General features: G+C 33.5%; 21 protein-coding genes and 1 tRNA gene. 15 read left to right on the forward strand and 7 right to left on the reverse strand.

Annotated features, from left to right (window positions below):
* Nucleotides 1-6 precede the first annotated feature (6 nt).
* From araA to QLQ96_RS05620, 5 genes are all read left to right on the forward strand, one after another.
* Nucleotides 7-1,515: an L-arabinose isomerase gene (araA, locus tag QLQ96_RS05600; protein ID WP_482495386.1), complete on the forward strand. Its 1,509-nt coding sequence runs from the start codon at nt 7-9 to the stop codon at nt 1,513-1,515.
* Nucleotides 1,516-1,620: 105 nt separating this feature from the next.
* Nucleotides 1,621-2,805: an aldose epimerase family protein gene (locus tag QLQ96_RS05605; protein WP_482495388.1), complete on the forward strand. Its 1,185-nt coding sequence runs from the start codon at nt 1,621-1,623 to the stop codon at nt 2,803-2,805.
* Between the two features lie 244 nt (nt 2,806-3,049).
* Nucleotides 3,050-6,334, forward strand: a complete 3,285-nt coding sequence (locus QLQ96_RS05610) for a T9SS type B sorting domain-containing protein (RefSeq protein WP_482495389.1) — start codon at nt 3,050-3,052, stop codon at nt 6,332-6,334.
* 129 nt (nt 6,335-6,463) lie between these two features.
* Nucleotides 6,464-7,342, forward strand: coding sequence for an alpha/beta fold hydrolase (locus QLQ96_RS05615; RefSeq protein ID WP_482495391.1), 879 nt, complete (start codon nt 6,464-6,466; stop codon nt 7,340-7,342).
* A 145-nt stretch (nt 7,343-7,487) separates the two neighbouring features.
* Nucleotides 7,488-7,958, forward strand: coding sequence for an OsmC family protein (locus tag QLQ96_RS05620; protein ID WP_482495393.1), 471 nt, complete (start codon nt 7,488-7,490; stop codon nt 7,956-7,958).
* 119 nt (nt 7,959-8,077) lie between these two features.
* On the opposite strand, the gene QLQ96_RS05625 is transcribed toward QLQ96_RS05620, so the two are convergent.
* Nucleotides 8,078-8,157, reverse strand: a tRNA-Leu gene (locus tag QLQ96_RS05625).
* 287 nt (nt 8,158-8,444) lie between these two features.
* Here QLQ96_RS05625 and QLQ96_RS05630 point away from each other — a divergent pair.
* From QLQ96_RS05630 to QLQ96_RS05645, 4 genes are all read left to right on the forward strand, one after another.
* Nucleotides 8,445-9,386 carry a ribose-phosphate pyrophosphokinase gene (locus tag QLQ96_RS05630; RefSeq protein ID WP_177211423.1) on the forward strand — a complete coding sequence of 314 codons (942 nt, stop codon included), beginning with the start codon at nt 8,445-8,447 and terminating at the stop codon, nt 9,384-9,386.
* 121 nt (nt 9,387-9,507) lie between these two features.
* Nucleotides 9,508-10,119, forward strand: a complete 612-nt coding sequence (locus QLQ96_RS05635; RefSeq protein WP_482495395.1) for a 50S ribosomal protein L25/general stress protein Ctc — start codon at nt 9,508-9,510, stop codon at nt 10,117-10,119.
* Nucleotides 10,120-10,707: 588 nt separating this feature from the next.
* Nucleotides 10,708-11,334 (forward strand): aminoacyl-tRNA hydrolase, encoded by a 627-nt coding sequence (pth, locus tag QLQ96_RS05640; RefSeq protein ID WP_482495397.1) that lies wholly within the window; start codon nt 10,708-10,710, stop codon nt 11,332-11,334.
* Between the two features lie 140 nt (nt 11,335-11,474).
* Nucleotides 11,475-12,086: a superoxide dismutase gene (locus QLQ96_RS05645; RefSeq protein WP_035646435.1), complete on the forward strand. Its 612-nt coding sequence runs from the start codon at nt 11,475-11,477 to the stop codon at nt 12,084-12,086.
* Between the two features lie 839 nt (nt 12,087-12,925).
* On the opposite strand, the gene QLQ96_RS05650 is transcribed toward QLQ96_RS05645, so the two are convergent.
* The 4 genes from QLQ96_RS05650 to QLQ96_RS05665 all read right to left on the reverse strand — a co-directional run bounded on the left by QLQ96_RS05650 (nt 12,926) and on the right by QLQ96_RS05665 (nt 17,002).
* A complete protein-coding gene (locus QLQ96_RS05650; RefSeq protein WP_482495399.1) occupies nt 12,926-14,824 on the reverse strand; it encodes an amidophosphoribosyltransferase in 1,899 nt (632 codons plus the stop codon).
* Nucleotides 14,825-14,905: 81 nt separating this feature from the next.
* The gene (locus QLQ96_RS05655) at nt 14,906-15,829 is read right to left on the reverse strand and encodes a PfkB family carbohydrate kinase (protein ID WP_426483343.1); all 924 of its coding nucleotides are present in this window, start codon (nt 15,827-15,829) and stop codon (nt 14,906-14,908) included.
* A 206-nt stretch (nt 15,830-16,035) separates the two neighbouring features.
* Entirely contained in the window at nt 16,036-16,431 is a 396-nt protein-coding gene (locus tag QLQ96_RS05660) for a hypothetical protein (protein ID WP_482495401.1), read from the reverse strand.
* Nucleotides 16,415-17,002, reverse strand: a complete 588-nt coding sequence (locus QLQ96_RS05665) for an RNA polymerase sigma factor (protein WP_482495403.1) — start codon at nt 17,000-17,002, stop codon at nt 16,415-16,417. Before QLQ96_RS05665 ends, QLQ96_RS05660 begins: the two co-directional genes overlap by 17 nt.
* Before the next feature lie 299 nt (nt 17,003-17,301).
* On the opposite strand from QLQ96_RS05665, the gene QLQ96_RS05670 reads away from it, so the two are divergent.
* Entirely contained in the window at nt 17,302-17,649 is a 348-nt protein-coding gene (locus QLQ96_RS05670; RefSeq protein WP_379695722.1) for a DUF6249 domain-containing protein, read from the forward strand.
* Between the two features lie 49 nt (nt 17,650-17,698).
* Here QLQ96_RS05670 and rnhA read toward each other — a convergent pair whose 3' ends face one another.
* Nucleotides 17,699-18,175 (reverse strand): ribonuclease HI, encoded by a 477-nt coding sequence (gene rnhA / locus QLQ96_RS05675; protein WP_482495405.1) that lies wholly within the window; start codon nt 18,173-18,175, stop codon nt 17,699-17,701.
* Nucleotides 18,176-18,423: 248 nt separating this feature from the next.
* Nucleotides 18,424-18,999 carry a phosphoribosylglycinamide formyltransferase gene (purN, locus tag QLQ96_RS05680; protein ID WP_482495407.1) on the reverse strand — a complete coding sequence of 192 codons (576 nt, stop codon included), beginning with the start codon at nt 18,997-18,999 and terminating at the stop codon, nt 18,424-18,426.
* A 175-nt stretch (nt 19,000-19,174) separates the two neighbouring features.
* Here purN and QLQ96_RS05685 point away from each other — a divergent pair, with 175 nt between their 5' ends.
* The 5 genes from QLQ96_RS05685 to pyk all read left to right on the forward strand — a co-directional run bounded on the left by QLQ96_RS05685 (nt 19,175) and on the right by pyk (nt 23,705).
* A complete protein-coding gene (locus tag QLQ96_RS05685) occupies nt 19,175-19,411 on the forward strand; it encodes an acyl carrier protein (protein WP_007137004.1) in 237 nt (78 codons plus the stop codon).
* Nucleotides 19,412-19,648: 237 nt separating this feature from the next.
* On the forward strand, nt 19,649-20,902 hold the full coding sequence (fabF, locus tag QLQ96_RS05690) for a beta-ketoacyl-ACP synthase II (RefSeq protein WP_482495409.1): 1,254 nt from the start codon (nt 19,649-19,651) through the stop codon (nt 20,900-20,902).
* 9 nt (nt 20,903-20,911) lie between these two features.
* Entirely contained in the window at nt 20,912-21,652 is a 741-nt protein-coding gene (rnc, locus tag QLQ96_RS05695) for a ribonuclease III (RefSeq protein ID WP_482495411.1), read from the forward strand.
* 125 nt (nt 21,653-21,777) lie between these two features.
* A complete protein-coding gene (locus QLQ96_RS05700; protein ID WP_482495412.1) occupies nt 21,778-22,266 on the forward strand; it encodes an IPExxxVDY family protein in 489 nt (162 codons plus the stop codon).
* Nucleotides 22,267-22,271: 5 nt separating this feature from the next.
* A complete protein-coding gene (gene pyk / locus QLQ96_RS05705) occupies nt 22,272-23,705 on the forward strand; it encodes a pyruvate kinase (protein WP_482495414.1) in 1,434 nt (477 codons plus the stop codon).
* The last annotated feature ends 132 nt before the right edge of the window (nt 23,706-23,837 follow it).

The following is a 23,837-nucleotide window of genomic DNA, read 5'->3' on the forward strand; positions in this document are numbered from 1 at the left end:
AAAGACATGATAGACATTTCTCAAAAAGAAGTATGGTTTGTAGTAGGAAGCCAGGAATTATATGGTGAAGAAACACTAAGAAAAGTAGCAGAACATTCTCAAATAATTGCAAAAGGATTAGATGCTTCGTCTTCAATTCCGGTAAAAGTGGTTTATAAAGATGTGGTAAAATCTCCATCTCAAATTTTAGATGTTTGTTTGGAAGCAAATACAACTAAAAACTGTATCGGAATTATTGCTTGGATGCACACTTTCTCTCCGGCAAAAATGTGGATTGGCGGATTAAGTATTCTTAAAAAACCATTATGTCACTTACATACACAATACAATGCTGAAATTCCGTGGGGATCTATCGACATGGATTTCATGAATTTGAACCAATCGGCTCACGGAGATCGTGAATTTGGTTTCATCATGTCTCGTTTGCGTAAAAAACGTAAAGTTGTTGTAGGACACTGGGAAGATCAAAGAGTTCAAAAACAGTTGGGAATTTGGTCAAGAGTTGTCTTAGGATGGGATGAACTTCAAAACTTAAAAGTGGCTCGTATTGGAGACAATATGCGTGAAGTTGCCGTTACAGAAGGTGACAAAGTTGAGGCACAAATTCGTTTCGGAATGTCGGTAAATGGGTATGATTCTTCGGACGTTACAAAGCATATCGAGAAAGTAACAGACAAACAACTAGCTGATTTATTAGCCGTTTATGAGTCTTCTTACAACTTAACCGATTCTTTGAAAGAAGGTGGAGCGCAAAGAAGTTCATTGGTTGAAGCAGCAAAAATTGAATTAGGATTAAGAGCTTTCCTTGAAGAAGGAGGATTTGGCGCTTTTACAGATACATTTGAAAACCTTGGAGTTTGGAAACAATTGCCTGGAATTGCAACACAAAGATTAATGGCCGATGGTTATGGTTTTGGTGGAGAAGGAGACTGGAAAACCGCTGCAATGGTTAGAGCTTTAAAAGTAATGTGTATTGGTTTGGAAGGCGGAACTTCTTTCATGGAAGATTACACGTACCATTTTACACCACAAAAATCGTATGTTTTAGGATCGCACATGTTGGAAATCTGTCCATCTATTGCTGACGGAAAACCTTCTTGCGAAGTACATCCATTAGGAATTGGAGGAAAAGAAGATCCAGCTCGTTTGGTGTTCAACTCACCTGCAGGTGACGCTATCAATGTTTCTTTGGTTGATATGGGAACTCGTTTCCGTTTAATCGTGAACGAAGTTGAAGCAGTAAAACCAATGGCAGAATTACCAAAACTTCCTGTTGCACGTGTTCTTTGGGATTGTAAACCAAACTTAGAAGTGGCAGCAACAGCTTGGATTTTAGCTGGTGGAGCGCATCATACAGTTTACAGCCAATCTATCACAACAGAGTATATGGAAGATTTTGCAGATATCGCGGGTATCGAATTATTGGTTATTGATGAGAAAACGACTGTAAGAGAGTTCAAAGATAAAATCAATGCAAACGAAGCGTATTTTCATTTGTTTCAACATGGACTTTAATTCAAGGTACTGAGGTTCTAAGTTGCTAAGATTCTAAGATTTTTTCTTATTTTTAGCTTTTGACATCTAACATTTAACTTTTCACAAAACCAAAAAATATTTTTTATGAATGTATTAAAACGTTGTGTTTTCGGAATTGGCCTTTTGAGTTTGGCTGTAGTTTCAGTTCAGTGTAAAGGCGATAAAAAAGCCGATACAGAAAAAGTTGCAACTGATGAAAAAGCTTTAGTTACCATCGATAAATCGGAATACGGAACTACTGCCAAAGGCGAAAAAGTAGAGAGCTATAAACTGAAAAACCAAAATGGGATGGAGGTTGATATCATCACTTTTGGAGGAAGAATTACAGATTTAAAAGTTCCGAATAAAGAAGGTGTTTCTGAAAATGTAGTAATCGGATTCAGTTCTTTGGCGCAATACGAAAAAGAAAATCCATTTTTTGGAGCTTTAATCGGAAGATACGGAAACAGAATTGCAAAAGGAAAATTTTCACTTGACGAAAAAGAATATCAATTGGCAATTAACAACGCGCCAAATGCTTTGCACGGCGGTCCGCAGGGATTTTTTAACGTAGTTTGGAAAGCCGATGAGGTTAAATCTGGCGATACAGCTTCTTTAAAATTATCTTATTTAAGTAAAGATATGGAAGAAGGTTATCCTGGAAATTTGAAAGTTATTGTAACGTATACATTGACAAACGATAATCAGTTGGAGGTTCTTTACGAAGCAACGACAGACAAAAAAACGGTTGTTAATTTGACACAACATTCATATTTCAATTTATCTGGAGATTTCACAAAAACAATCTTAGATTACGAATTGACTTTAAATGCAGATAAATTAGTTCCGGTTGATGCGACTTTAATTCCGACAGGAAAATTAGATGATGTTGCTGGTACTCCTTTCGATTTCAGAACGCCGAAATTAATTGGAAAAGATATCAATGCTAAAAACGAACAATTAGAAAGAGGAAAAGGTTACGATCACTGCTGGGTATTGAACAATCCTGAAAAAGGAAAAACAATCATTGCAAAAGTATACCACGCGGCAAGCGGAAGAGTTATGGAAATGACTACAGACGAACCTGGAATTCAGTTTTACTCTGGAAATTTCCTTGACGGAACTTTGCCAATGCCAAACGGCGGAACTTTTGCCCACAGAACAGGATTATGTCTGGAAACAGAACATTATCCGGATTCTCCAAACCAGAAAAACTTCCCAACAACGGTTTTGAACCCGGGAGAAAATTATAAAACTAAAACTACTTTTAAATTTTCAGTTCAAAAATAGTTTTAGAATTTGTTTAATTAGTTAGTATAATTCTCTCAAAAACCTCGAAAGCGCTCCTTTCGAGGTTTTTTTATTTTAGATCAAATTTATATTGTTTCCTTCTTATATTTGACAATCATTATTGAGAGTTTCTTTTGATAATATTTCAAATTTTAAGAGAGGATAAACTCTAATTGCTAAATCTGCTAATCTCTTTAAATTATACGATTTTAGAATAAAATAAGTTGAAAATAAATAAATCAGAATGACAATAACTCAAAAAAATGGATTAAAAAAAGCGTTTTTAGGTCTTATTTTTCTCTCTTTTCAATATATTAATGCCCAAATAACTTTAACTCATAATGTTGGAACAACACTTGTAAAGACAGATATGTATTCTTGCGAGAGAGATGAAGGTTGGTCACGATTGTTTACATTGTCAGATTTTGGTGTAGCTCCAAATGAACAATTTGTTATTAAATCTGGAGAGGTCGGAATTAGTAAATCTGAGGAAGGTTCAAATTTATTTTTTTCAGTTTATAGTATCGACGACAACTTCCCTGTTTTCTTTTATTCTTCCTACCCAAGAACTGTACTTGGAAGTCGCAGTCTTAAACCAACGACATTGATTAATGGTGCTCCGCAAATTTTGCGGTTTGATTTTGATGAACCAATAATTGTTCCGGCCGGAACTAAAAGAATAATGGTCACGGTACATAAGCAAAGAGACATTTATAATCCGAAGTCAGGAGAAGTTTTTATAGCTGGAACTGCACAAGATAACGGTGAATCCTGGTATTTAGGCTGTGATTTAGCTCATGGTCTTGCGCGTACTACAGATTTGACTATTCCTGTTCCAAATGCGAATTTTTATATAAATGTAACAGGTGAAGTATTTAATACAAAAAGTTTAGGACCAATCACCAGATTATCACATAATTTAAATGACCAATTAATAGATACCGGTATCCATTCGTGCACATCGTCATACATTTATTGGGCCAGAGCTTTTAACTTAAAAGACTTTGGTATATCAAATAACGAAGAATTTGTAATTAATTCAGGACAAGTTGGAATTAATAAAACGGGTTGGCTGCCCGAAATTAGTTTTAATATCTATGAGATAGATGATAGTTTCCCCTGTTCTTTTTCTGAAAAAAAATTAATAGGAAGTAGTCAATACCAACAACTCAGGCCCAGTATTGATGAGAATTCTCAGATTGTACAAGTAGATTTTAAAACACCAATAAAAATTCCGGCTGGAGTAAAAAAAATTCTGGTAGAAGTTCATAAAGGGATTGTTTATGGAGATGGAGTTGCTTTTATAGCTGGGACAACACAAAGTGAGGATGTATCATGGCAACGAGGTTGTACGGCTTTGCCAGGGTATCTTAATCTTGGAAGCGGCTATGGGTCCACTGCTGATTTTGGAAAACCACAAGCTAATTTTTACATTAATGTAACAGGAAATGTAAATCAGGTTAGAAATAATGTCTTTGAAATGAATGTTTCAAATATTTGTACTGAATTTTTAAAAGAGTTTAGTATTAGCGATCAGTCAAAAATTGCTTCAATTGCATGGAATTTTGGTGATCCGGATTCAGGAGTAACAAATACTTCTACAGATTTATCTCCTTTTCATGATTTTTCAGTAGATGGCAAATATACTGTTACTGCAATAGTTACTGCAAAAGATGGAACTGTTGAAACATTAACAGAAACAATTGACGCAAAGGAGCCTCCAAAAGCATATGGAATTAATGATATTTATGGTTGTGAAAATAATTTTAGTACAGGATTTTCCACCTCTTTTGATACTTCAACGGTAACAAAGCAGGTTTTAGGATCACAAACTGAAAAAACAGTTACTTTCACAGATAGTAAGGGTAAAAAATATGATTTATTACCAAATCCTTTTACGAATACGGTTAAAGATAGAGAAACGATAACAGTAAGAGTAAGTCATAAAGACAATTTATGTTGTTACTCTGAAACTACATTCGATTTAATTGTAAATCCATTGCCGAAATTATCAGCTATTAAAGATTTAGTTGTTTGTGATAATGGAAATGGTTTTGCTCAATTTGATTTAAAACCAACAGAAACAACAATTTTAGGAACTTCAACGAACTTAAAAGTTGAGTTTTATCATCAAAACAGACAGAAGATTCAAGGTTCGCTAAATGCAGTTGCAAATCTAATCGCCAAAGAAGAGACAATTACAGTTAAGGCTGTCAATACTAGTACGAATTGTTATAATGAATCGACATTTAAACTAATAGTAAGTCCGGTTCCTGTTGCAAATCCTTTGCAAGAACTTATTGGTTGTGATGATAACAATGATGGGATTTCGGAATATTTTGACATCTCAAATGTTGAATCTAGTGTTTTAGGAAATCAACAAGGCATGAAGGTTTCTTATTTTTACAGTAACGGAAACCAATTAGCTAGTCCGTTGCCAAATCCTTATACAAATGCAACTAAAAATCAAGAAATTATAACTGTTAGGGTAACTAATATTTTGACCAATTGCTATAAGGAAACCCCATTAGTTTTAAAAACAGCGTCACAACCTCAGATTAACAAACCATCCAATAAATATGCTTGTGACGAAGGAAATGGTTTTGCCACTTTTGATATGTCTAACATCGAAACCGAAATTATAGGAAATCAATCAGGGCTTAGAGTAATGTATTTTGATAATGTTGGAAACCAATTGTCAAGTCCATTTCCAACCTTATTTCGAAATACGCAGCCAAAATCGCAAACAATAAAAGTAAAAGTAGAAAACCAAGTAAACAGTCTTTGCAATTCTGAAACAAGTTTTGATTTATTGGTGAATGAATTGCCCACTGTAAAGATTGAAAAAACATATTTTCTATGTAATTTGGAAGCTTCGCTGCATGTAAATGTTGAAAATAATTTGGATAGTTACAGCTGGAAATTTGGAGAAGGAGATGTTATTTCAAATACTAACAAAGCAGATTTAGTAAATGCAGGAAAATATACTCTTATAGTTGGACAAATTCAAAATGACATTTATTGTGAAAACAAATTTGAATTCGAATTAATAAGGTCGGTACTTCCAACTATCAAAGAAATAAAATATAAAGAATTATCAGAAAGCAATTTTATAGAAATTATTCCAAAAATTGATGGAAATCTTGAATATTCCATTGATGGTATAAATTATCAGGAAAGTAATTATTTTTCTGACGTTGAAGGAGGAACTTACATTGTTTATCTAAGAGACAAAGAAGGTTGTGGTGAAGATTCAAAAGAAGTTACAGTTATTGATTACCCAAAATTTTTCACACCAAATAATGATGGTTATAATGATCTTTGGCAAATAAAAAGCATAAATAAATTTCCAAATTCTAAAATATCAATATTTGATAGATATGGTAAATTATTGAAAGAACTTCATACAAATGATTCGGGATGGGATGGTTCATATAATGGAACAGAATTGCCTTCTGATGATTATTGGTTTAAAGCCAATTTTAATGGTAAAGGTATTTTTTCAGGACACTTCTCACTAAAAAGATAAAAAAAGCAATTCAAAATTTTTTGAATCAAAGTGACAGATAACACAGAAAAATAATAATAAGTTTTTGTTAATTAAGTAAATTCTTTCTTACATTTGAAGGATGACTATTATAAAAAAACCTCTTTATTTATGAAAAAACCAATTAAATTATTACTTCTGTTTTTAACGTCTTTATCGTTTGGAATTGCAAATGCTCAGGTTCAGATGAATTTTAAATTTGACACGCCGTATGGTAAAAATACCGCTGTTGGAAAATTTGCGAAAATCAATGGGGCTAAAATCTATTACGAAGAATACGGAAAAGGTGAACCTTTGTTGTTGATTCATGGAAATGGGGGAAGTATTGAATCGATGGGAAATCAGATTGATTATTTTAAAAGTAAATACAGAGTTATTGTTGCCGATAACAGAGGGCAAGGCAAATCGGAATTGAAAACAGATTCTTTAACTTATGTCCAAATCACAAAAGATATGGAAGCATTAGTTAATCATTTAAAATTAGATTCAATCAGTATTATGGGATGGAGTGATGGAGGACTCGTTGGTTTGCAGATGGGTATTTCTGGAAAGTCGAAAATAAAGAAAATCGTGGCGATGGGCGCCAATTTAAGACCTGATTCTACAGCAGTTAACTCATGGGCTACAAAAGATGTTCAGAACATGAAAAAAATGATTGAATCAAAAATTAAAGCAAAAGACACGAGTGAGAATTGGAATCTACAAAAACAACTTGCCGGACTTCTGGTAGATCAACCTAATATTCCAACTAAAGATTTATCAAAAATAAAATCAAAAGTACTTGTCGTAGCTGGAGATAAAGACATTATTAAAAATGAGCATACGGTTGAAATTTTCGAAAATATATCTAAAGCACAGCTGTGTATTTTGCCTGGAGAAACGCATTTTGCACCAGCTTCAAGTCCGGAAGTATTTAATGCTTTAGCAAATAAGTTTTTAACAGAACCTTTTAAAAGACCGGATTCAGACTGGACGAAATGGGGTAAATAAAATTAAATAAACAGAATTGTGTTTTATTAAACATATATTCAAAAATAGTTTTGAATCTCACAAAGTCGCGAAAACGCCAAGAAAATAAAACTTTGCGACTTTGCGAGATTTATTCATTTACAGCTTAAAATCTTAACTTAGCGAAATGAAACATCTATTTAAAGCACAATTAAACTGGACTTCAAAACAAAATTCATCAGATTCTTCCAAAAGATTCTACAGTAAAAGTCATCAAATTCATATTGAAGGAAAACCTGTTTTATATGTTTCTGCAGCAAAAGCTTTCAAAGGCGATCCGGAATTGTACAATCCAGAAGATTTATTGTTGAGCAGCTTAGTTTCCTGCCATATGATGTCATATTTATATGTCTGTTCTCAAAACGGAATAGAAGTCATCAATTATTCAGACAACGCTGAGGCAACTTTAGAAGTAAATCCAGACGGAAGCGGACGTTTTACAGAAGTTCGTTTAAATCCAAAAGTTACAATCACAGATTCAAATAAAGTAGAATTGGCTGTAGAACTTCATAAAAAAGCCAATCAATTGTGTTTTATTGCTAACTCGTGTAATTTTCCTGTTTTGCATGATGCGAGTTGTGAGGTTTTCACCATATAAGGGATTGTAAGTTCATTTAATAAAAAGAGACTTAAACGTAAAGTTATATTTTCTTATATGACTTATATGGTTCAAAAAAAGACATAAAAAAACCTCTTCCGTTAAGAAGAGGTTTTACGTACCCGGAGCCGGAGTCGAACCGGCACGGTTTCCCACAGGTGTTTGAGACCAGCGCGTCTACCAATTCCGCCATCCGGGCTTAGCAGACGAAAAAACAATCAAAAGTGATTATTTTAACGCAATAGAACGAAGTCATAAATGATGTCGTTCCTTTAACACGGTGCAAATGTAAAAAATAAATTTAAACGAACTACTAAAAATACTTAAATTTTTTACTTTCGGTGTCAATAAATTTTATAAATTTGCAGCTCGTTAAAACGAAGCACACACAACTAACTACATCCGAGATATTTAAGCGTATTGAGCTTTACAGAAATGTTAAAGTTAAATTCTAATAAATTTAGCGGAATAAAACAAACACATATAATGTCGCACCTAGAACCAGAAGCTAAAATTTTTGCTTGTTCACAAAGTGTTTATCTTGCAGAAAAAATTGCAAAAGACTACGGAATTCCGTTAGGAAAAGTAACGATGTCAACGTATAGCGATGGAGAATTTCAGCCGTCTTACGAAGAGTCAATTAGAGGATTACGAGTTTTCATCGTATGTTCAACTTTTCCAAGTGCAGATAATCTGATGGAATTGTTGTTAATGATTGATGCGGCAAAACGTGCATCAGCAAGACACATTACAGCTGTTATGCCTTATTTTGGTTGGGCAAGACAAGATAGAAAAGACAAACCAAGAGTTCCGATTGGAGCAAAGTTAGTAGCAAACCTATTAACAGCTGCAGGAGCAACAAGAATCATGACAATGGATTTGCACGCAGATCAAATTCAAGGATTCTTTGAAAAACCAGTAGATCATTTATTTGCATCTACAATCTTTTTACCATACGTAGAAAGTTTAAAGTTAGAAAATCTAACAATTGCATCTCCAGATATGGGAGGTTCAAAAAGAGCATATGCTTACTCTAAGTTTTTAGAATCAGATGTAGTAATCTGTTACAAGCAAAGAAAAGCAGCCAACGTTATCGACACTATGGAGCTTATTGGTGAAGTAAAAGGACGTAACGTAATCTTAGTAGACGATATGATCGATACAGGAGGAACTTTAGCGAAAGCGGCAGACCTAATGATCGAAAAGGGAGCACTAAGTGTAAGAGCAATTTGTACACACGCTATTTTATCTGGCGGTGCGTACGAGAAAATTGAAAATTCGAAACTAACAGAATTAATCGTAACCGATTCAATTCCGTTAAAGAAAGAATCAAAGAAAATAAAAGTGGTAAGCTGTGCGCCTTTATTTGCTGAGGTAATGCAAATGGTTCACCACAACAATTCCATCAGTGGAAAATTTATAATGTAAGAAGCAATAAGCTGTAGGCCTTAGGCTGTAAGCTTTATTACTTTGTGCAGAAAGCCTAAAGCCTATTGCTTAAAGCTTATAGCAAACAAGAATATTTATTTAATAACTATATTTTTTTACAATGAAATCAATTACAATTAAAGGATCAGAAAGAGAAAGCGTGGGCAAAGTGTCAACTAAAGCCTTACGTAATGCTGGAGCGGTTCCTTGCGTGTTATACGGAGGAAATCAAGCAGTACACTTCTCAGCAGACGCTGCAGCGTTCAAAAACTTGGTTTACACTCCAAACGCACACACAGTTGTGATTGAGCTTGGAAAAGGAAAATCATTCAATGCAATTTTGCAAGATATCCAAGTTCACCCAGTATCAGACAAAATTTTACACATTGACTTCTTCCAATTATTTGATGATAAAGAAATCACAATGGAAGTTCCTGTGAAAATCGTTGGTACATCTAAAGGTGTTCTTGCAGGAGGTGTTTTACGTTTGAACCAACGTAAATTAAAAGTTAAAGCTTTACCAGCAAATCTTCCAGATTTCGTTGAAGCTGACATCACTCCACTTGAAATGGGTAACAAATTATACGTTACTAAAGTTGGAAAACCAGAGTACAAAATTATGCACCCAGAGAACACAGTTGTTGCTCAGGTAAGAATTTCTCGTGCTGCTATGAAAGCTGCTCAAGAAGCAGCAAAAGCTGCAAAAGCTCCTGCAAAAGGAAAGAAAAAATAATTTTTTCAACTCAATACAAAAAGCCTCAATCTTACGATTGGGGCTTTTTTTCTTTAGAGCTGCTGAGGTTCTAAGATGCTAAGGTTCTGAGTTTTTCTTCGCCTAATTTTTATGCGTAAAAGAATTATTTAATTTTCTAATTGCCCCATTTTCTAATTGTTAATTTTTTTTTTAGAAGCAGAAACATCCGTTTTCATAAGAAGTGACATTCCTGCCATCCGCTAAATCTTTTCCTGGTTAAAGAAACCAGAAAAAGGATACCGCTCCTGTCAGGGCTAGCGAGAAAGAGTCTTTTTTTTTAAGTTTTTTAGTGTCGGGCTGAGCGAAGTCGAAGCCCTTACAATATTTAAGATCAAGATTGTCGAGCTTCTTGTGTTCCTTCGACTTCGCTCAGGATGACAATAATTGTATACAAAATAAAATCCGTATCATCAGCGCGCTATTCTCACCAATTCTCTCACAAATCCTCAGCGAACAAAGAGGTTAAACTACAACCAGCAGATAATTGTCTAATTTCCACATTCTCAAATTATCTAATTATTCAATTGGCACATTTTCTAATTCCCTAATTAACCTTACTTTTGCCAAATGATAAAATGGATAACAAAACTGTTTTCATCAACACCAAAAGAAGAGAACATAGACAATATGAAAAAATATTTAATCGTCGGATTAGGAAATATCGGAGCCGAATACGTAAACACCAGACATAACATCGGATTTAAAGTGCTTGATTTTTTAGCTAAAAAAGAAAGCCTTTCATTTGAAACTGTAAAATTAGGTTCAATGGCAGAATACAAATTTAAAGGAAGAACCTTTTTTCTTTTAAAGCCAAACACTTACATGAATTTAAGCGGAAAAGCGGTAAAGTATTGGATGGATAAAGAAAACATTCCATTAGAGAATATTTTGGTCATTACAGACGATTTAAACCTTTCATTCGGAACCATTAGAATTAAACCAAAAGGAAGCGACGGAGGCCACAACGGACTTAAAAACATCAATTTGGTTCTGAATACACAAAACTATACTCGTTACAGATTTGGTATTAGCGATCAATTTAAAAAAGGACAGCAGGTAGATTATGTTTTAGGAGAATGGAATGCCGAAGAAGAAGCAAAGCTGACTGAACGCTTAGAAATTTCTGCGGAAATAATTAGAACATTTGGGACTGCTGGTTTAGAAAATACAATGACTACCTTTAATGGAAAATAAAGATTTTCAGTTATTTATGTAGTAAAAACATAAATTATCAGTTAATTAAATTCAATTATAACGAAATAGTATTTTCAATTCCAAAGTTAAATGTCTAAATTTGGGATAAATTATTTATAAACCATAAAAATCATAATACCATGGCTTTTGAATTACCACAATTACCTTATGCATACGATGCATTAGAACCACATATTGATGCACGTACAATGGAAATCCATCATACAAAGCACCACAATGCATATACTACAAATCTTAACGCAGCAATCGCTGGAACAGATTTAGAAGGAAAAACAATTGAGAATATCTTAATCAACTTAGATAAATCAAACGCAGCAGTTCGTAATAATGGTGGAGGTTTTTACAACCACAATTTATTCTGGACAGTAATGTCTCCAAACGGAGGAGGTTTGCCAACAGGAGATTTATTAGCAGCTATTGAAGCTTCTTTTGGAACTTTTGAAGAGTTTAAAGCAAAATTTGCTAAAGCTGGAGCAACTCAATTTGGTTCAGGATGGGCTTGGTTAACAGTACAAAAAGGTGGAAAATTAGAAGTCGTAGGAACTCCAAATCAAGATAATCCATTAATGCCAGAAGTTGCTGGTAACGGTGGAACTCCAATCTTAGGAATGGATGTTTGGGAACACGCTTACTACTTAAACTACCAAAACAGAAGACCAGATTATATTGAAGCTTTCTTCAGTGTAATCAACTGGACAGAAGTTGCTAGAAGATTTGCTTTAGACAAATAAGAAAATAGAGTAAAGAATATAGAGAAAAGACGAGTATCGAAAGATGCTCGTCTTTTTTTATTTTTAGAATTTGTCTATTTTCTTTGATCTTTTCTCTATTTCTAAAAAAGAGAAAATAAAAAAGGTGGAATTTCTTCCACCTTTTTTGCCCCAAATCTACCATAAACTTAACCTACTATTGTTATGGTCTTATAAAGATACAGCACTTGTTGTTTTCAAAGAAACTTTTCGGATAAAATGCAATAATATCCGATTAAAGACTTGTATTGATGTTTTTTGGATATTTCTAAATTTATTTCAATAAAAAAGGCGGAATTTCTCCCACCTTTTTTGCCCCAAATCTACCATAAACTAACCTGCTAATGTTATGGTTCAGTAAATGTATGACGGGTATTATTATAAAGAAAATTTTTCAGATGAAGCGCAATTAAATTCGATAAAAAGAAGTTAACTAACTGTTTGTTAGGTGGTTGATTGGATTAAATAAAAAAGGCGGAATTTCTTCCACCTTTTTTGCCCCAAATCTACCATAAACTAACCTGCTAATGTTATGGTCTAGTAAATGTATGGCAGTTATTATTGTGAAGAAAAAAAATTAGTTGAAAGGTAAGTATATCCAATTAAAAGGTATAATTGGCTGTTTATAAATAGATTGGGTTTGTTCCAATAAAAAAGGCGGAATTTCTTCCGCCCTTTTTGCCCCAAATCTACCATAAACTTAACCTACTAATGTTATGGTATCTCAAAAGTATCATAGCTTTTCAATTTCACCAAAGAAATAGGATGAACGGCAAAAAAAACCGATGAAATGCACAATTTAACCTTTTGTTAGTATTTTATTAATAAGCTCGAGCATCTTTTCCTTCATAAAAATTCATGAAGGCACGATTCACAACTCTATTTCCACCAGGAGTTGGGTAGTCTCCAGTGAAGTACCAATCACCTAAATTTTTAGGACACGCTTTGTGTAGATCATCTACAGTTTGGAAGATGATTTTTACTTCGGCATTGATTTCTGGTGAGCTCAACATTTCTGCAATTTTATCTGAAATCTCCTCTTGCGTAAATTGATCGTAAATTTCTGTTACATAGTTTACAACATCTTTATCAAGAAAGTTTTCTTGTGCTTTACATTTAGCATAAACTTCATCTACAATATGATATAAGTTTCTTTCTTTCAATAAAGCAAGTGCTGCTCTAAAGGCAACTAAACCTTCTAGTTTCGCCATATCGATTCCGTAACAGTCTGGATAACGAATTTGTGGAGCAGATGAAACGATTACAATACGTTTTGGTTTTAAACGATCCATCATTTTAATGATACTCATTTTTAATGTAGTACCACGAACAATACTGTCGTCAATAATAACTAAGTTATCTTCTGGTTTAATTACGCCATAAGTAACGTCGTAAACGTGAGCTACTAAATCGTCACGGCTGCTGTCTTCGGTAATAAAAGTTCTAAGTTTAGCATCTTTAATTGCTACTTTCTCTGTACGTATTTTTACAGATAAAAGTTCCTGAAGCGTTTCGGCTGTAAGTGTATTTCTGTTTTCCAGAATATAATTGTTTTTTCTCTGATTTAAGAAATCTTGAGCAGCTTCTACTAAACCATAAAATGATGTTTCGGCTGTATTTGGAATATAAGAGAAAACAGCGTTGTCTGTGTCGCTATCAATTGCTTTAAGAACCGCAGGTAAAATTAATTTACCTAGATCTTTACGTTCTTGGTAAATTTCAGCATCGCTTCCTCTTGAGAAATAAATTCTTTCGAATGAACAAGCTTTTTTTACTGTAGGTTCAAGGATTTGCTCCATTGATACTTTACCGCTTTTTTTGATGATTAAAGCATTTCCTGGATCGATTTCCTGAACGCTTTCAAAAGGAACATTAAATACCGTTTGAATAACAGGTCTTTCAGAAGCTACAACTACTACTTCATCATCTTGATAGAAGTAAGCTGGACGAATTCCCGCTGGATCTCTAAATACGAAAGCATCACCATGACCTAATAAACCAGCCATTGCATAACCTCCATCTAAGTTTTTAGCCGAACGGCCTAAGATTTTAGCAATGTCCAAACGCTCAGCAATTACCGGAGAAGCCTCTCTTTTTGAGTAACCTTCAGCTTTACAATCTTGGTATAACTGCATAACTTCTTTATCTAAGAAATGGCCAATTTTTTCCATTACTGTGACAGTATCAGCCATTTCCTTAGGATGTTGTCCTAACTCAACCAGATTTTCGAAAAGTTCTTTAACATTCGTCATATTAAAGTTTCCTGCCAAAATCAAGTTACGGTGCATCCAGTTACTTTGACGTAAAAATGGGTGAACACTCTCGATGCTATTTTTTCCGAAAGTTCCGTAACGTACGTGACCTAAAAACAATTCTCCAACATAAGGAATGTTTGCTTTTAACTCTTTCATATCGTCACCCAATTCTGGATTCGCTTTTAACTCTTCGCTAATGCGTTCGTTAATTTGTTTAAAAACATCTTGTATTGGTTGTGCGTGATTTGAACGAACTCTGCTGATATAGCGCTGTCCAGGATCAACATCAAACTTGATACTTGCAAAACCAGCCCCGTCTTGTCCGCGGTTGTGCTGTTTTTCCATCATTAAATACATCTTCTGAATTCCGTAGAACGCAGTTCCGTATTTTTCTTTATAATATTCAAGCGGTTTAAGCAGTCTAACTAAAGCTATCCCACATTCGTGTTTTAAAGCGTCGCTCATTTTTTTTGTTTTTTTGTGTGTTGTGTAAGTTGTGTGTATTAACGTAATAAAAAAGCCCCGTTTTACCGAGGCTCTTAGGCATTATATTTCTATGTCAAACTGAGTTAACGACTTAAATTGCTGTAATCGAATCGCTACCTCGGCTTTGCTTAATGTTTCCATCCTTTCAGTTCCAAATTTCTCTACGCAGAATGAAGCTAAATTTGAACCATAAATAATTGCATTTTTCATATTGCCAAACGAAATGTTTTCGCTTTGCGCAATAAATCCAGAGAAACCACCTGCGAAAGTGTCTCCTGCTCCAGTCGGGTCAAAAACATCTTCTAATGGTAAAGCCGGTGCAAAGAATACTTCTCTGTTGTGGAATAAAAGCGCTCCGTGTTCTCCTTTTTTGATGACCACATATTTTGGTCCCATATCTTGGATTTTCGCAGCTGCTTTTACTAATGAATATTCACCAGAAAGTTGTCTTGCCTCTTCGTCATTGATTGTAATAACATCTACACGTTTGATAACGTCTAATAATTCTGGAAGAGCGCAATCCATCCAAAAGTTCATTGTATCTAAAACAACTAATTTTGGTTTTTTCTCCATTTGATCTAAAACACTGCTTTGTACCAACGGGTGTAAGTTTCCTAACATTACAACATCAGCATCTTTATAGTTTTGAGGAACTTTCGGCTGAAAATCAGCTAAAACGTTCAATTCAGTAACTAAAGTATCTCTAGAATTTAGGTCATTGTGGTATAAACCGCTCCAGAAAAAGGTTTTTCCTCCTTTTACAATTTCGATGCCAGAGATATCGATATTTTTTGAAGTTAATAAATCTAAATGTTCTTGAGGAAAATCGTCTCCAACTACAGAAACAATAGCCGATTGCAAGTTAAAAAATGACGCTGATAATCCGATGTAGGTTGCAGCACCACCTAATATTTTATCTGTTTTTCCGAAAGGAGTTTCAATTGCGTCGAAAGCAACTGTTCCAACAATCAATAGTTTATTCATTTTATGAATTTCGAATTAGGGTGCAAAGATACTCTATAAGTTACAATATTGCAATGGTTTAGGTTCTCAAAATTTTCTTAAAAAAATGACAACGATTTCGAAGTAAAACTATTGTAAATGAATTGATTAAAATGGGTTTGATTGAAAGCTTAAAATATGTTTTCTAGAGTTAAGTTGCAACTTTTTCGAAAAAAAATGCGATTATTTTACAACTCATACTTCTTATCAAAATAATTTTTTAAAACCCCAATCTGAATCAGCATCATAAAAGGAACAATTAAAAATGCATACAATGTACTTTTTGAAATATGTATTCCTGAAAAGATGTTTGCAATTTTATCTGTGTATGTTTTTCCTATTTCTACATTATTTTCTGCTCCCGCAAAAAGAATATTGTAAGCAACTAGCAGCATTGCCACTAAACCTATAAAAATCCATGTCGATGTTGAAATTAAAGGCTTGTATGGTTTTATTTTTGCTTTTTCGGCAACAAAAATTTGCGACATTAAGTTCGAAGTAAAGTCGGCAGATGGCGATTGCAGTGTGTTTTCAGCCATCATTTTGTCAATAAGATTTTCTAAGTTTTTATCGCTCTCTTTCATAATACTCAACTATTTCGGGTTCTAACTGCTTTTTTAAAATAACTGCTAATTTTTGTCTGCTTCTAAATAATTTTACTTTGACATTATTAGCATTTATATTCATGATTTTTCCAATTTCCTCCAAACTCTGATCTTCAAAATAAAATAAAGTCAGCAGGAAATTTTCTTCACTTGGTAACAAATTTAAACATTTTTGAATTGCCTGCTTGCGTTCTTTATCTTCTAAAGCGCTCAAGGCATTATCCATTGTTTTAATTAAATGAGAAGAAAATTCATCGATTGAAATGTTATTATCTTCTTTTTTGTTTTTCTTCAAACGATCTAAACAGGTATTGTAGGCAATTTTATAAATCCAGGTAGAAAATTTCGAATCTCCTTTAAATTTATTCAAAGAATTATATGTCTTTATAAAAGTATCTTGCGCAACTTCTTCTGCTTCTTCCCTATTTTTAACCATTTTGAGTGCCAATGTAAAAATCATATCCTTATAACGATCGACCAGCACAGCAAAAACATTCGTTTCTCCATGCAGAATTTTATCGATATAATGCTGATCATTTAAAGTACTCATATTATATAAGACGACGTGTCTTTTGTTTAGGTTACAGAAATTTTAAAATAAATTCCAAACTAATAAAATTCCAATTTTTAAATCCCCAATTCCAATTGATGGAACTATATATAGGTGAACTTTGTTAAAGCTTAAAACTTTTACAAGGTTTCAAGGATTAAAATTAATTGATTATCAGTAAGTTTTGATCTCGAAGTTTCGGAAGAAATTTAAAATTTGAATTTTTTTTCAAATTCTTGTAACCTCAATTTAAAAGGTGTCGTCATATGGAGTATCAATCAATTAAAAAATATAAAATCATGGGACCAGAAATTTTAGTACCACTTAGTTTTTTTGCAATGATCTTTGGGATCGTTTATTTAGTTTACTCAACAAGAAACAGAGAACGTTTAGCACTTATAGAAAAAGGTGTTGATGCCAGTATCTTTTTTCAATCAAAAACAAATAGAGTTTCGGTATGGAAAATTCTTGTAGTAAACCTGGCATTTTTATTAATCGGTAGTGGTGTTGGAATTTTCCTTGCTTTGGTAATTACAACTTACACTTCTCTTAATGATGGCGCTGTTTATCCTTCAATTATTTTCATAATGGCAGGTATCGGACTTTTGGTTGGGTTTAAAACGGCAAAAGATCTGGACAAAGAATAAAGATTTTAGTTAGTAATGAAAAACGCATCAATTAATTGATGCGTTTTTTTTATTCTTTAGATCCGATAGTTTCGTAATATTCATCAACAGAAAGTTTCGGTTGCATTGAAGCCATTACGGCCAATTGATCGCAACGTTCGTTTTGCGGATGATTGTTGTGGCCTTTTATCCATTTAAAATCTACTTGGTGTTTGCGGTATGCAATTAAAAAACGTTTCCATAAATCTGGATTTTTACGGCCGGCAAATTTCTTTTTTTCCCAACCCATAACCCATTTCTTTTCAACAGAATCTACCACATATTTAGAATCGGAAATTACTAAAACTTTCATGTTCGGTTTTTTTAGCTTTTCTAAACCAACAATTACGGCTAGAAGTTCCATTCTATTATTGGTAGTCAAACGAAAACCTTCGTAAAATTCTTTTTTATGTGGAGTTCCGACTAATTCCATTACGACTCCGTAACCTCCATTTCCTGGATTTCCTTTTGCAGCGCCGTCTGTATATATATGTACTTCGTGAGACATTTAATTATTTTAGATTGTAGATTTCAGATTTTAGATTGATCTAAGATTGAGTCCAATTATTGTTTTGTGTTTTAAACCATATAAGTCATATAAGGGCATATAACCTACTTGAATGATTTCTAAGCTAGTCAAAGCGCATATAAGTTATATAGGGATATGAATTTTTGGAATAATTTCGTAGCTATTAAAAGCATATATAGGTTTGCTTTTAAATGAACTTATATGACTTATATGGTTTAAAATTAATTTTAGTTTTTAGAATTTTCCTCAAGGATTTTATGAATAATCTCAGGAAAATGTTTTTGTTCCAATTCATGAATCTTCTCTGCAACTGTTTCTGGAGTATCTTCATCTGTTAAGGCAACATTCGCTTGAAAGATAATTCCGCCCTCGTCATAGTTTTCATTTACATAATGAATAGATATTCCAGTTTCTTTTTCCTTATTGTTTACAATTGCTCTGTGTATGTGCATTCCATACATTCCTTTGCCTCCATAATTAGGTAAAAGGGCAGGATGAATATTAATTATTTTGTTTGGATACTGTTCGATTATGTTTTCTGGGAACTTTAGTAAAAAGCCAGCCAAGATTATCAAATCCGGGTCGATTTCCCGTACTTTTTGCAGTACTTTTCTTTCTAAAAGTTCGTTTTTTGAGAAGATTTCGACAGGAATTTGATGATTTTTTGCTCTTTCGATCACTTTTGCCGAAGCATTATTTGTAAAGACCGAAACGACCTTTGCAATTTCAGTGTTCGAAAAATATTTTATAATGTTCTCTGCATTAGTTCCTGATCCTGAGGCGAAAACGATAATTTTTTTCATAAAGTTGTGTGTTTTGAGAGTGCAAAAAACGGAATAAAAATCGAAAATAAATAGCTTTAAAAGACCTTTCTTGAAATTAATTTTATAAATTAGTGTTACATTTATTAACTAAATCATGGTTTTAAAATAAAGTTTTTTATTTTTGCCAACAAATTAAATTCTAAAATTAAAGATTATGTCAGACATTGCATCAAGAGTAAAAGCGATTATCGTAGACAAATTAGGTGTTGACGAAAACGAAGTTGTAACAGAAGCAAGCTTCACTAATGATTTAGGAGCTGACTCATTAGACACTGTTGAGCTTATTATGGAATTCGAAAAAGAATTTGATATTCAAATTCCAGACGATCAAGCAGAAAACATTGCTACTGTAGGTCAAGCTATTTCTTATATCGAAGAAGCAAAAAAATAATAATACCACACCCGATTTCTAAAAATCCCAATTTTTGAAATTCCAAGTTCCAATTGGAATTTGATTTTTGATTTTTGAAATTTTTAAGAGTCGGGTGTTATTATTTTTTTTAATTTTAAATTTCGATTGATTTTCAATCAAACAAGATATAATTTTATTGTAATACCCATGGCTCTTAAGTAACAATAAGTTAAGAAAGCGTGGGTTTTATTTGTTTAAAGTACAAAAAACATATTTATGGCATTAAGGCGAGTTGTTGTAACAGGATTAGGTGCACTTACTCCTATTGGGAATAATATCCAGGATTATTGGAATGCACTTGTGAATGGGGTTAGCGGAGCCGCTCCGATCACATATTATGATACAGAGAAGCATAAAACGAAATTTGCCTGCGAAGTGAAAAACTTCAATATTGAAGATTACATGGATCGCAAGGAATCTCGTAGACTAGATAAATTTGCACAATATGCTGTTGCTGCCAGTGATGAAGCTATTAAAGATGCTGGAATCACAAATGATAACGTTAACAAACAAAGAGTTGGTGTTATCTGGGGAGCAGGAATTGGAGGTTTAGAAACTTTCCAAGATGAAGTATTGTATTATGCAAAAGGGGACGGAACTCCAAAGTTCAATCCTTTCTTTATTCCTAAAATGATTGCTGATATCGCTCCTGCGCATATTTCTATGCGTAACGGATATATGGGACCAAATTACACAACGGTTTCTGCTTGTGCATCTTCTGCAAACGCATTAATCGATGCTTTCAACTACATTCGTTTAGGAATGTGCGATGTTATTGTTTCTGGTGGTTCTGAAGCTGCTGTTACAATTGCTGGTATGGGAGGGTTTAGCTCAATGCACGCTTTATCTACAAGAAACGAAAGTCCAGAAACGGCTTCAAGACCTTTTGATGCAACCAGAGATGGTTTCGTTTTAGGAGAAGGAGCAGGAGCATTAGTTCTTGAAGATTATGAGCATGCTAAAGCTAGAGGTGCAAAAATCTACTGCGAAATCGGTGGTGGAGGTATGTCATCTGATGCTTACCACTTAACTGCACCACATCCAGAAGGAATTGGAGTTATTGCTGTAATGGAAAACACATTGAGAGATGCTGGAATGACACCTGACCAAGTTGATCACATTAATACTCACGGAACTTCAACTCCATTAGGAGACGTTGCAGAGTTAAAAGCGATTAGTAAAGTTTTTGGAGATCATGCTAAAAACATCAATATCAACTCTACAAAATCAATGACAGGACATTTACTTGGTGCTGCTGGAGCTATCGAAGCTATTGCTTCTATCTTGGCAATGAAACACGGAATTGTTCCTCCAACGATTAACCATACAGTTGTTGACGAAAACATTGACCCATCTTTAAACCTTACTCTAAACAAACCTCAAAAAAGAGAAGTAAATGTTGCGATGAGTAATACATTTGGTTTTGGTGGACATAATGCTTGCGTATTGTTTAAAAAATTAGTTGACTAATTTCTGTATATGAATATTATCAAGAAAATATTTTCTAAATCCCGTTCTCTAGAAGACGGGATTTTTTTTGACACTATTCAGAAAATTCTTGGTTTTCCGCCTACAAATGTTGATTTTTATCGGAGAGCTTTCACACATCGCTCATCTAATAAATTAGACCAAAATGGACATCCTATTAATTATGAACGTTTAGAATTTTTAGGAGATGCTATGTTAAGTGCCGTTATTGCTGCGCATTTATTTAATAAAGCTCCAAATGGCGACGAAGGTTACTTAACCAAAATGCGTTCTAAAATTGTGAGCCGAGAACATTTGAACGAATTAGGAAAAGATTTAAATTTAGTACAGTTTGTAGAAAGCAAAGTGCCAATTCAGCATTTTGGAGAAAACATTCATGGTAATATTTTTGAATCTTTAGTTGGAGCAATTTATTTAGATAAAGGCTATGCTTTTTGCGAGAAATTTATTCAAAAGAGAGTAGTTACTCCTTATGTCGATATTGCTCGACTAGAAGGAAAAGTTATAAGTTATAAAAGCCTTGTTATCGAATGGTGCCAGAAAGAAAAAAGAGTTTTTCATTATGACATTTTTGAAGATAACGGTATAGACGGCCAGCGTTTATTTGGTGTCAAATTGAGTATTGATGATAAAGTTGTCGCAAGAGCGCGAGCAACTTCAAAAAAGAAAGCAGAAGAAAAAGCATCGCAAAGGGCTTATTTTGCATTTCAAGAGAAAATTGACAAGAAATAGCTGCAAAAATGTTGTAATTATCACAAGGCTACAACGTTTTCGTTTATAATTTAACAAAACAAGCATGTCATAACTGTTGATGCTCCGTTTAGAAATAGTATATTTACAACTTGATTTTTCAAGACATGGCTATTCATAAATTGGATTTAGACGAATTTGACGAAATTGATTATTATTTAATGGCAATTCATACTTCATTAGAAGATTATAGATTGGCTTATTTTATTAATAAAATCCTTCCGATTAACTTAAGTAAGAGCAAAAACGAGATCCATGCTCAAACTAAGGAAGGTGAAGCAAATTTTTCAAGATTCTATTATTATGATGAAGAAAAAGCTGTTTCCTGGAATTTAATTCAGAATAAAAATGAAATCATTTCTGTGAGTACGAATGATTTCCAGAATTTGTTTTCTAACGAAACAAGTGAGGTTTCGACAACAATTCATTTACTTCCTGAATTTAAAAAAGTCGATTTTTTCCTGAAGATTGATAATAGCGAAGAGGCGCTTAATTTTTCAGAAATTCAACAAAAATTAAACACAATAGAAAGTATTGCGGCTATTTATGTCGTTGATACAGACAAAATAAAATCAAAAAACAATCTAATTTTTTAAAAAAAATGTTAACAAACAAGAAAACCAAAATTGTTGCTACACTTGGGCCCGCTTGTAGTACAAGAGAGATCATTAAAGATATGATCGATGCAGGGGTTAATGTGTTTAGAATCAATTTTTCGCATGCAGATTACGAAGGAGTAAAAGAGAAAATCGATATCATTAGAGGATTAAACGAAGAGTTTGGTTACACAACTGCAATCTTAGGAGATTTGCAAGGGCCAAAACTTAGAGTTGGTGTAATGGAAGAAGGAACTGTTGTACATGATGGAGACGAAATCACTTTTACAACAGCAGAAGATATTGTCGGAAATGCTAAAAAAGCATTCATGAAATATCAAAATTTCCCAAATGATGTAAATGTTGGAGAGCGCATTTTGCTTGACGACGGTAAACTTATTTTCGAAATTGTTTCTACAGATAAAAAAACAGAGGTTGTTGCCAGAGTTATTCAAGGTGGAGAATTAAAATCTAAAAAAGGGGTTAATCTTCCAAATACAAAAATTTCTTTGCCAGCTTTAACAGAAAAAGATATTGCTGATGCTATTTTTGCAATTGAGCAAAAAGTAGACTGGATCGCACTTTCATTTGTGAAAACACCTCGCGATTTGCAAGATTTGCAAGAATTAATTGCGAAGCATTCAGAAGTTAAAATTCCAATTATTGCTAAAATTGAAATGCCAGAAGCTCTTGAGAACATGGATAAAATTGTAGCATATTGTGATGGTTTAATGGTTGCTCGTGGAGATCTTGGTGTTGAGCTTCCTGCTCACGAAGTTCCATTGGTACAAAAAGATTTGATTAGAAGAGCTAAAACAGCTAGAATTCCGGTTATCGTTGCTACTCAAATGATGGAAACAATGATTACAAGTTTAACTCCAACAAGAGCAGAAGTAAACGACGTTGCAAACTCTGTAATGGATGGTGCAGATGCTGTAATGTTATCTGGAGAAACTGCAACAGGAAACTATCCAGTACAAGTTATTCAGAGAATGACACAAATTTGTGAGGCTGTTGAAGATTCTCCGCTAATTCATGTTCCTCAAAATACGCCACAAATTAAAACAAAACGTTTTGTTACTAAAACAGTTTGTCACCAAGCGGCATTATTGGCAAATGAAATTGAAGCTAAAGCAATTTGTACTTTAACAAATAGTGGTTATACAGCTTTCCAAATTTCAGCTTGGAGACCATCTTCGGCGCATATTTTAGTATTTACTTCAAACAGAAGAATCTTAACACAATTGAATTTATTATGGGGAGTTAAATCTTTCTATTATGATAATGAAGAAAGTACTGATGATACTGTAACTGACGTAAACAAAATTGCAGTTGATAAAGGATATGCAACAAAAGGAGATTATTTAATCAACCTTGCTGCAATGCCAATTAAAGATAAAGGAATGGTTAACACGATGAGAGTTTCTGAAATCGAGTAACTTTACTTTCGAAATACTTAAAAAAGCCGCTTATATAAGCGGCTTTTTTTATGATTTTTTTTCAAAAATCAATCTACTTTCATAATCCGATATTTTATTTTTTCAGAGATGTTTCCTTGTTCAATTTTCTAA

The organism is Flavobacterium sp. B167r (assembly GCF_056824315.1).

What these genes read in the sequence shown, in the direction of transcription:
- araA (WP_482495386.1), top strand. Translation starts at nt 7, where the DNA reads ATGATAGACATTTCTCAAAAAGAAGTATGGTTTGTAGTAGGAAGCCAG.
- QLQ96_RS05605 (WP_482495388.1), top strand. Translation starts at nt 1,621, where the DNA reads ATGAATGTATTAAAACGTTGTGTTTTCGGAATTGGCCTTTTGAGTTTG.
- QLQ96_RS05610 (WP_482495389.1), top strand. Translation starts at nt 3,050, where the DNA reads ATGACAATAACTCAAAAAAATGGATTAAAAAAAGCGTTTTTAGGTCTT.
- QLQ96_RS05615 (WP_482495391.1), top strand. Translation starts at nt 6,464, where the DNA reads ATGAAAAAACCAATTAAATTATTACTTCTGTTTTTAACGTCTTTATCG.
- QLQ96_RS05620 (WP_482495393.1), top strand. Translation starts at nt 7,488, where the DNA reads ATGAAACATCTATTTAAAGCACAATTAAACTGGACTTCAAAACAAAAT.
- QLQ96_RS05630 (WP_177211423.1), top strand. Translation starts at nt 8,445, where the DNA reads ATGTCGCACCTAGAACCAGAAGCTAAAATTTTTGCTTGTTCACAAAGT.
- QLQ96_RS05635 (WP_482495395.1), top strand. Translation starts at nt 9,508, where the DNA reads ATGAAATCAATTACAATTAAAGGATCAGAAAGAGAAAGCGTGGGCAAA.
- pth (WP_482495397.1), top strand. Translation starts at nt 10,708, where the DNA reads ATGATAAAATGGATAACAAAACTGTTTTCATCAACACCAAAAGAAGAG.
- QLQ96_RS05645 (WP_035646435.1), top strand. Translation starts at nt 11,475, where the DNA reads ATGGCTTTTGAATTACCACAATTACCTTATGCATACGATGCATTAGAA.
- QLQ96_RS05650 (WP_482495399.1), bottom strand. Translation starts at nt 14,824, where the DNA reads ATGAGCGACGCTTTAAAACACGAATGTGGGATAGCTTTAGTTAGACTG.
- QLQ96_RS05655 (WP_426483343.1), bottom strand. Translation starts at nt 15,829, where the DNA reads ATGAATAAACTATTGATTGTTGGAACAGTTGCTTTCGACGCAATTGAA.
- QLQ96_RS05660 (WP_482495401.1), bottom strand. Translation starts at nt 16,431, where the DNA reads ATGAAAGAGAGCGATAAAAACTTAGAAAATCTTATTGACAAAATGATG.
- QLQ96_RS05665 (WP_482495403.1), bottom strand. Translation starts at nt 17,002, where the DNA reads ATGAGTACTTTAAATGATCAGCATTATATCGATAAAATTCTGCATGGA.
- QLQ96_RS05670 (WP_379695722.1), top strand. Translation starts at nt 17,302, where the DNA reads ATGGGACCAGAAATTTTAGTACCACTTAGTTTTTTTGCAATGATCTTT.
- rnhA (WP_482495405.1), bottom strand. Translation starts at nt 18,175, where the DNA reads ATGTCTCACGAAGTACATATATATACAGACGGCGCTGCAAAAGGAAAT.
- purN (WP_482495407.1), bottom strand. Translation starts at nt 18,999, where the DNA reads ATGAAAAAAATTATCGTTTTCGCCTCAGGATCAGGAACTAATGCAGAG.
- QLQ96_RS05685 (WP_007137004.1), top strand. Translation starts at nt 19,175, where the DNA reads ATGTCAGACATTGCATCAAGAGTAAAAGCGATTATCGTAGACAAATTA.
- fabF (WP_482495409.1), top strand. Translation starts at nt 19,649, where the DNA reads ATGGCATTAAGGCGAGTTGTTGTAACAGGATTAGGTGCACTTACTCCT.
- rnc (WP_482495411.1), top strand. Translation starts at nt 20,912, where the DNA reads ATGAATATTATCAAGAAAATATTTTCTAAATCCCGTTCTCTAGAAGAC.
- QLQ96_RS05700 (WP_482495412.1), top strand. Translation starts at nt 21,778, where the DNA reads ATGGCTATTCATAAATTGGATTTAGACGAATTTGACGAAATTGATTAT.
- pyk (WP_482495414.1), top strand. Translation starts at nt 22,272, where the DNA reads ATGTTAACAAACAAGAAAACCAAAATTGTTGCTACACTTGGGCCCGCT.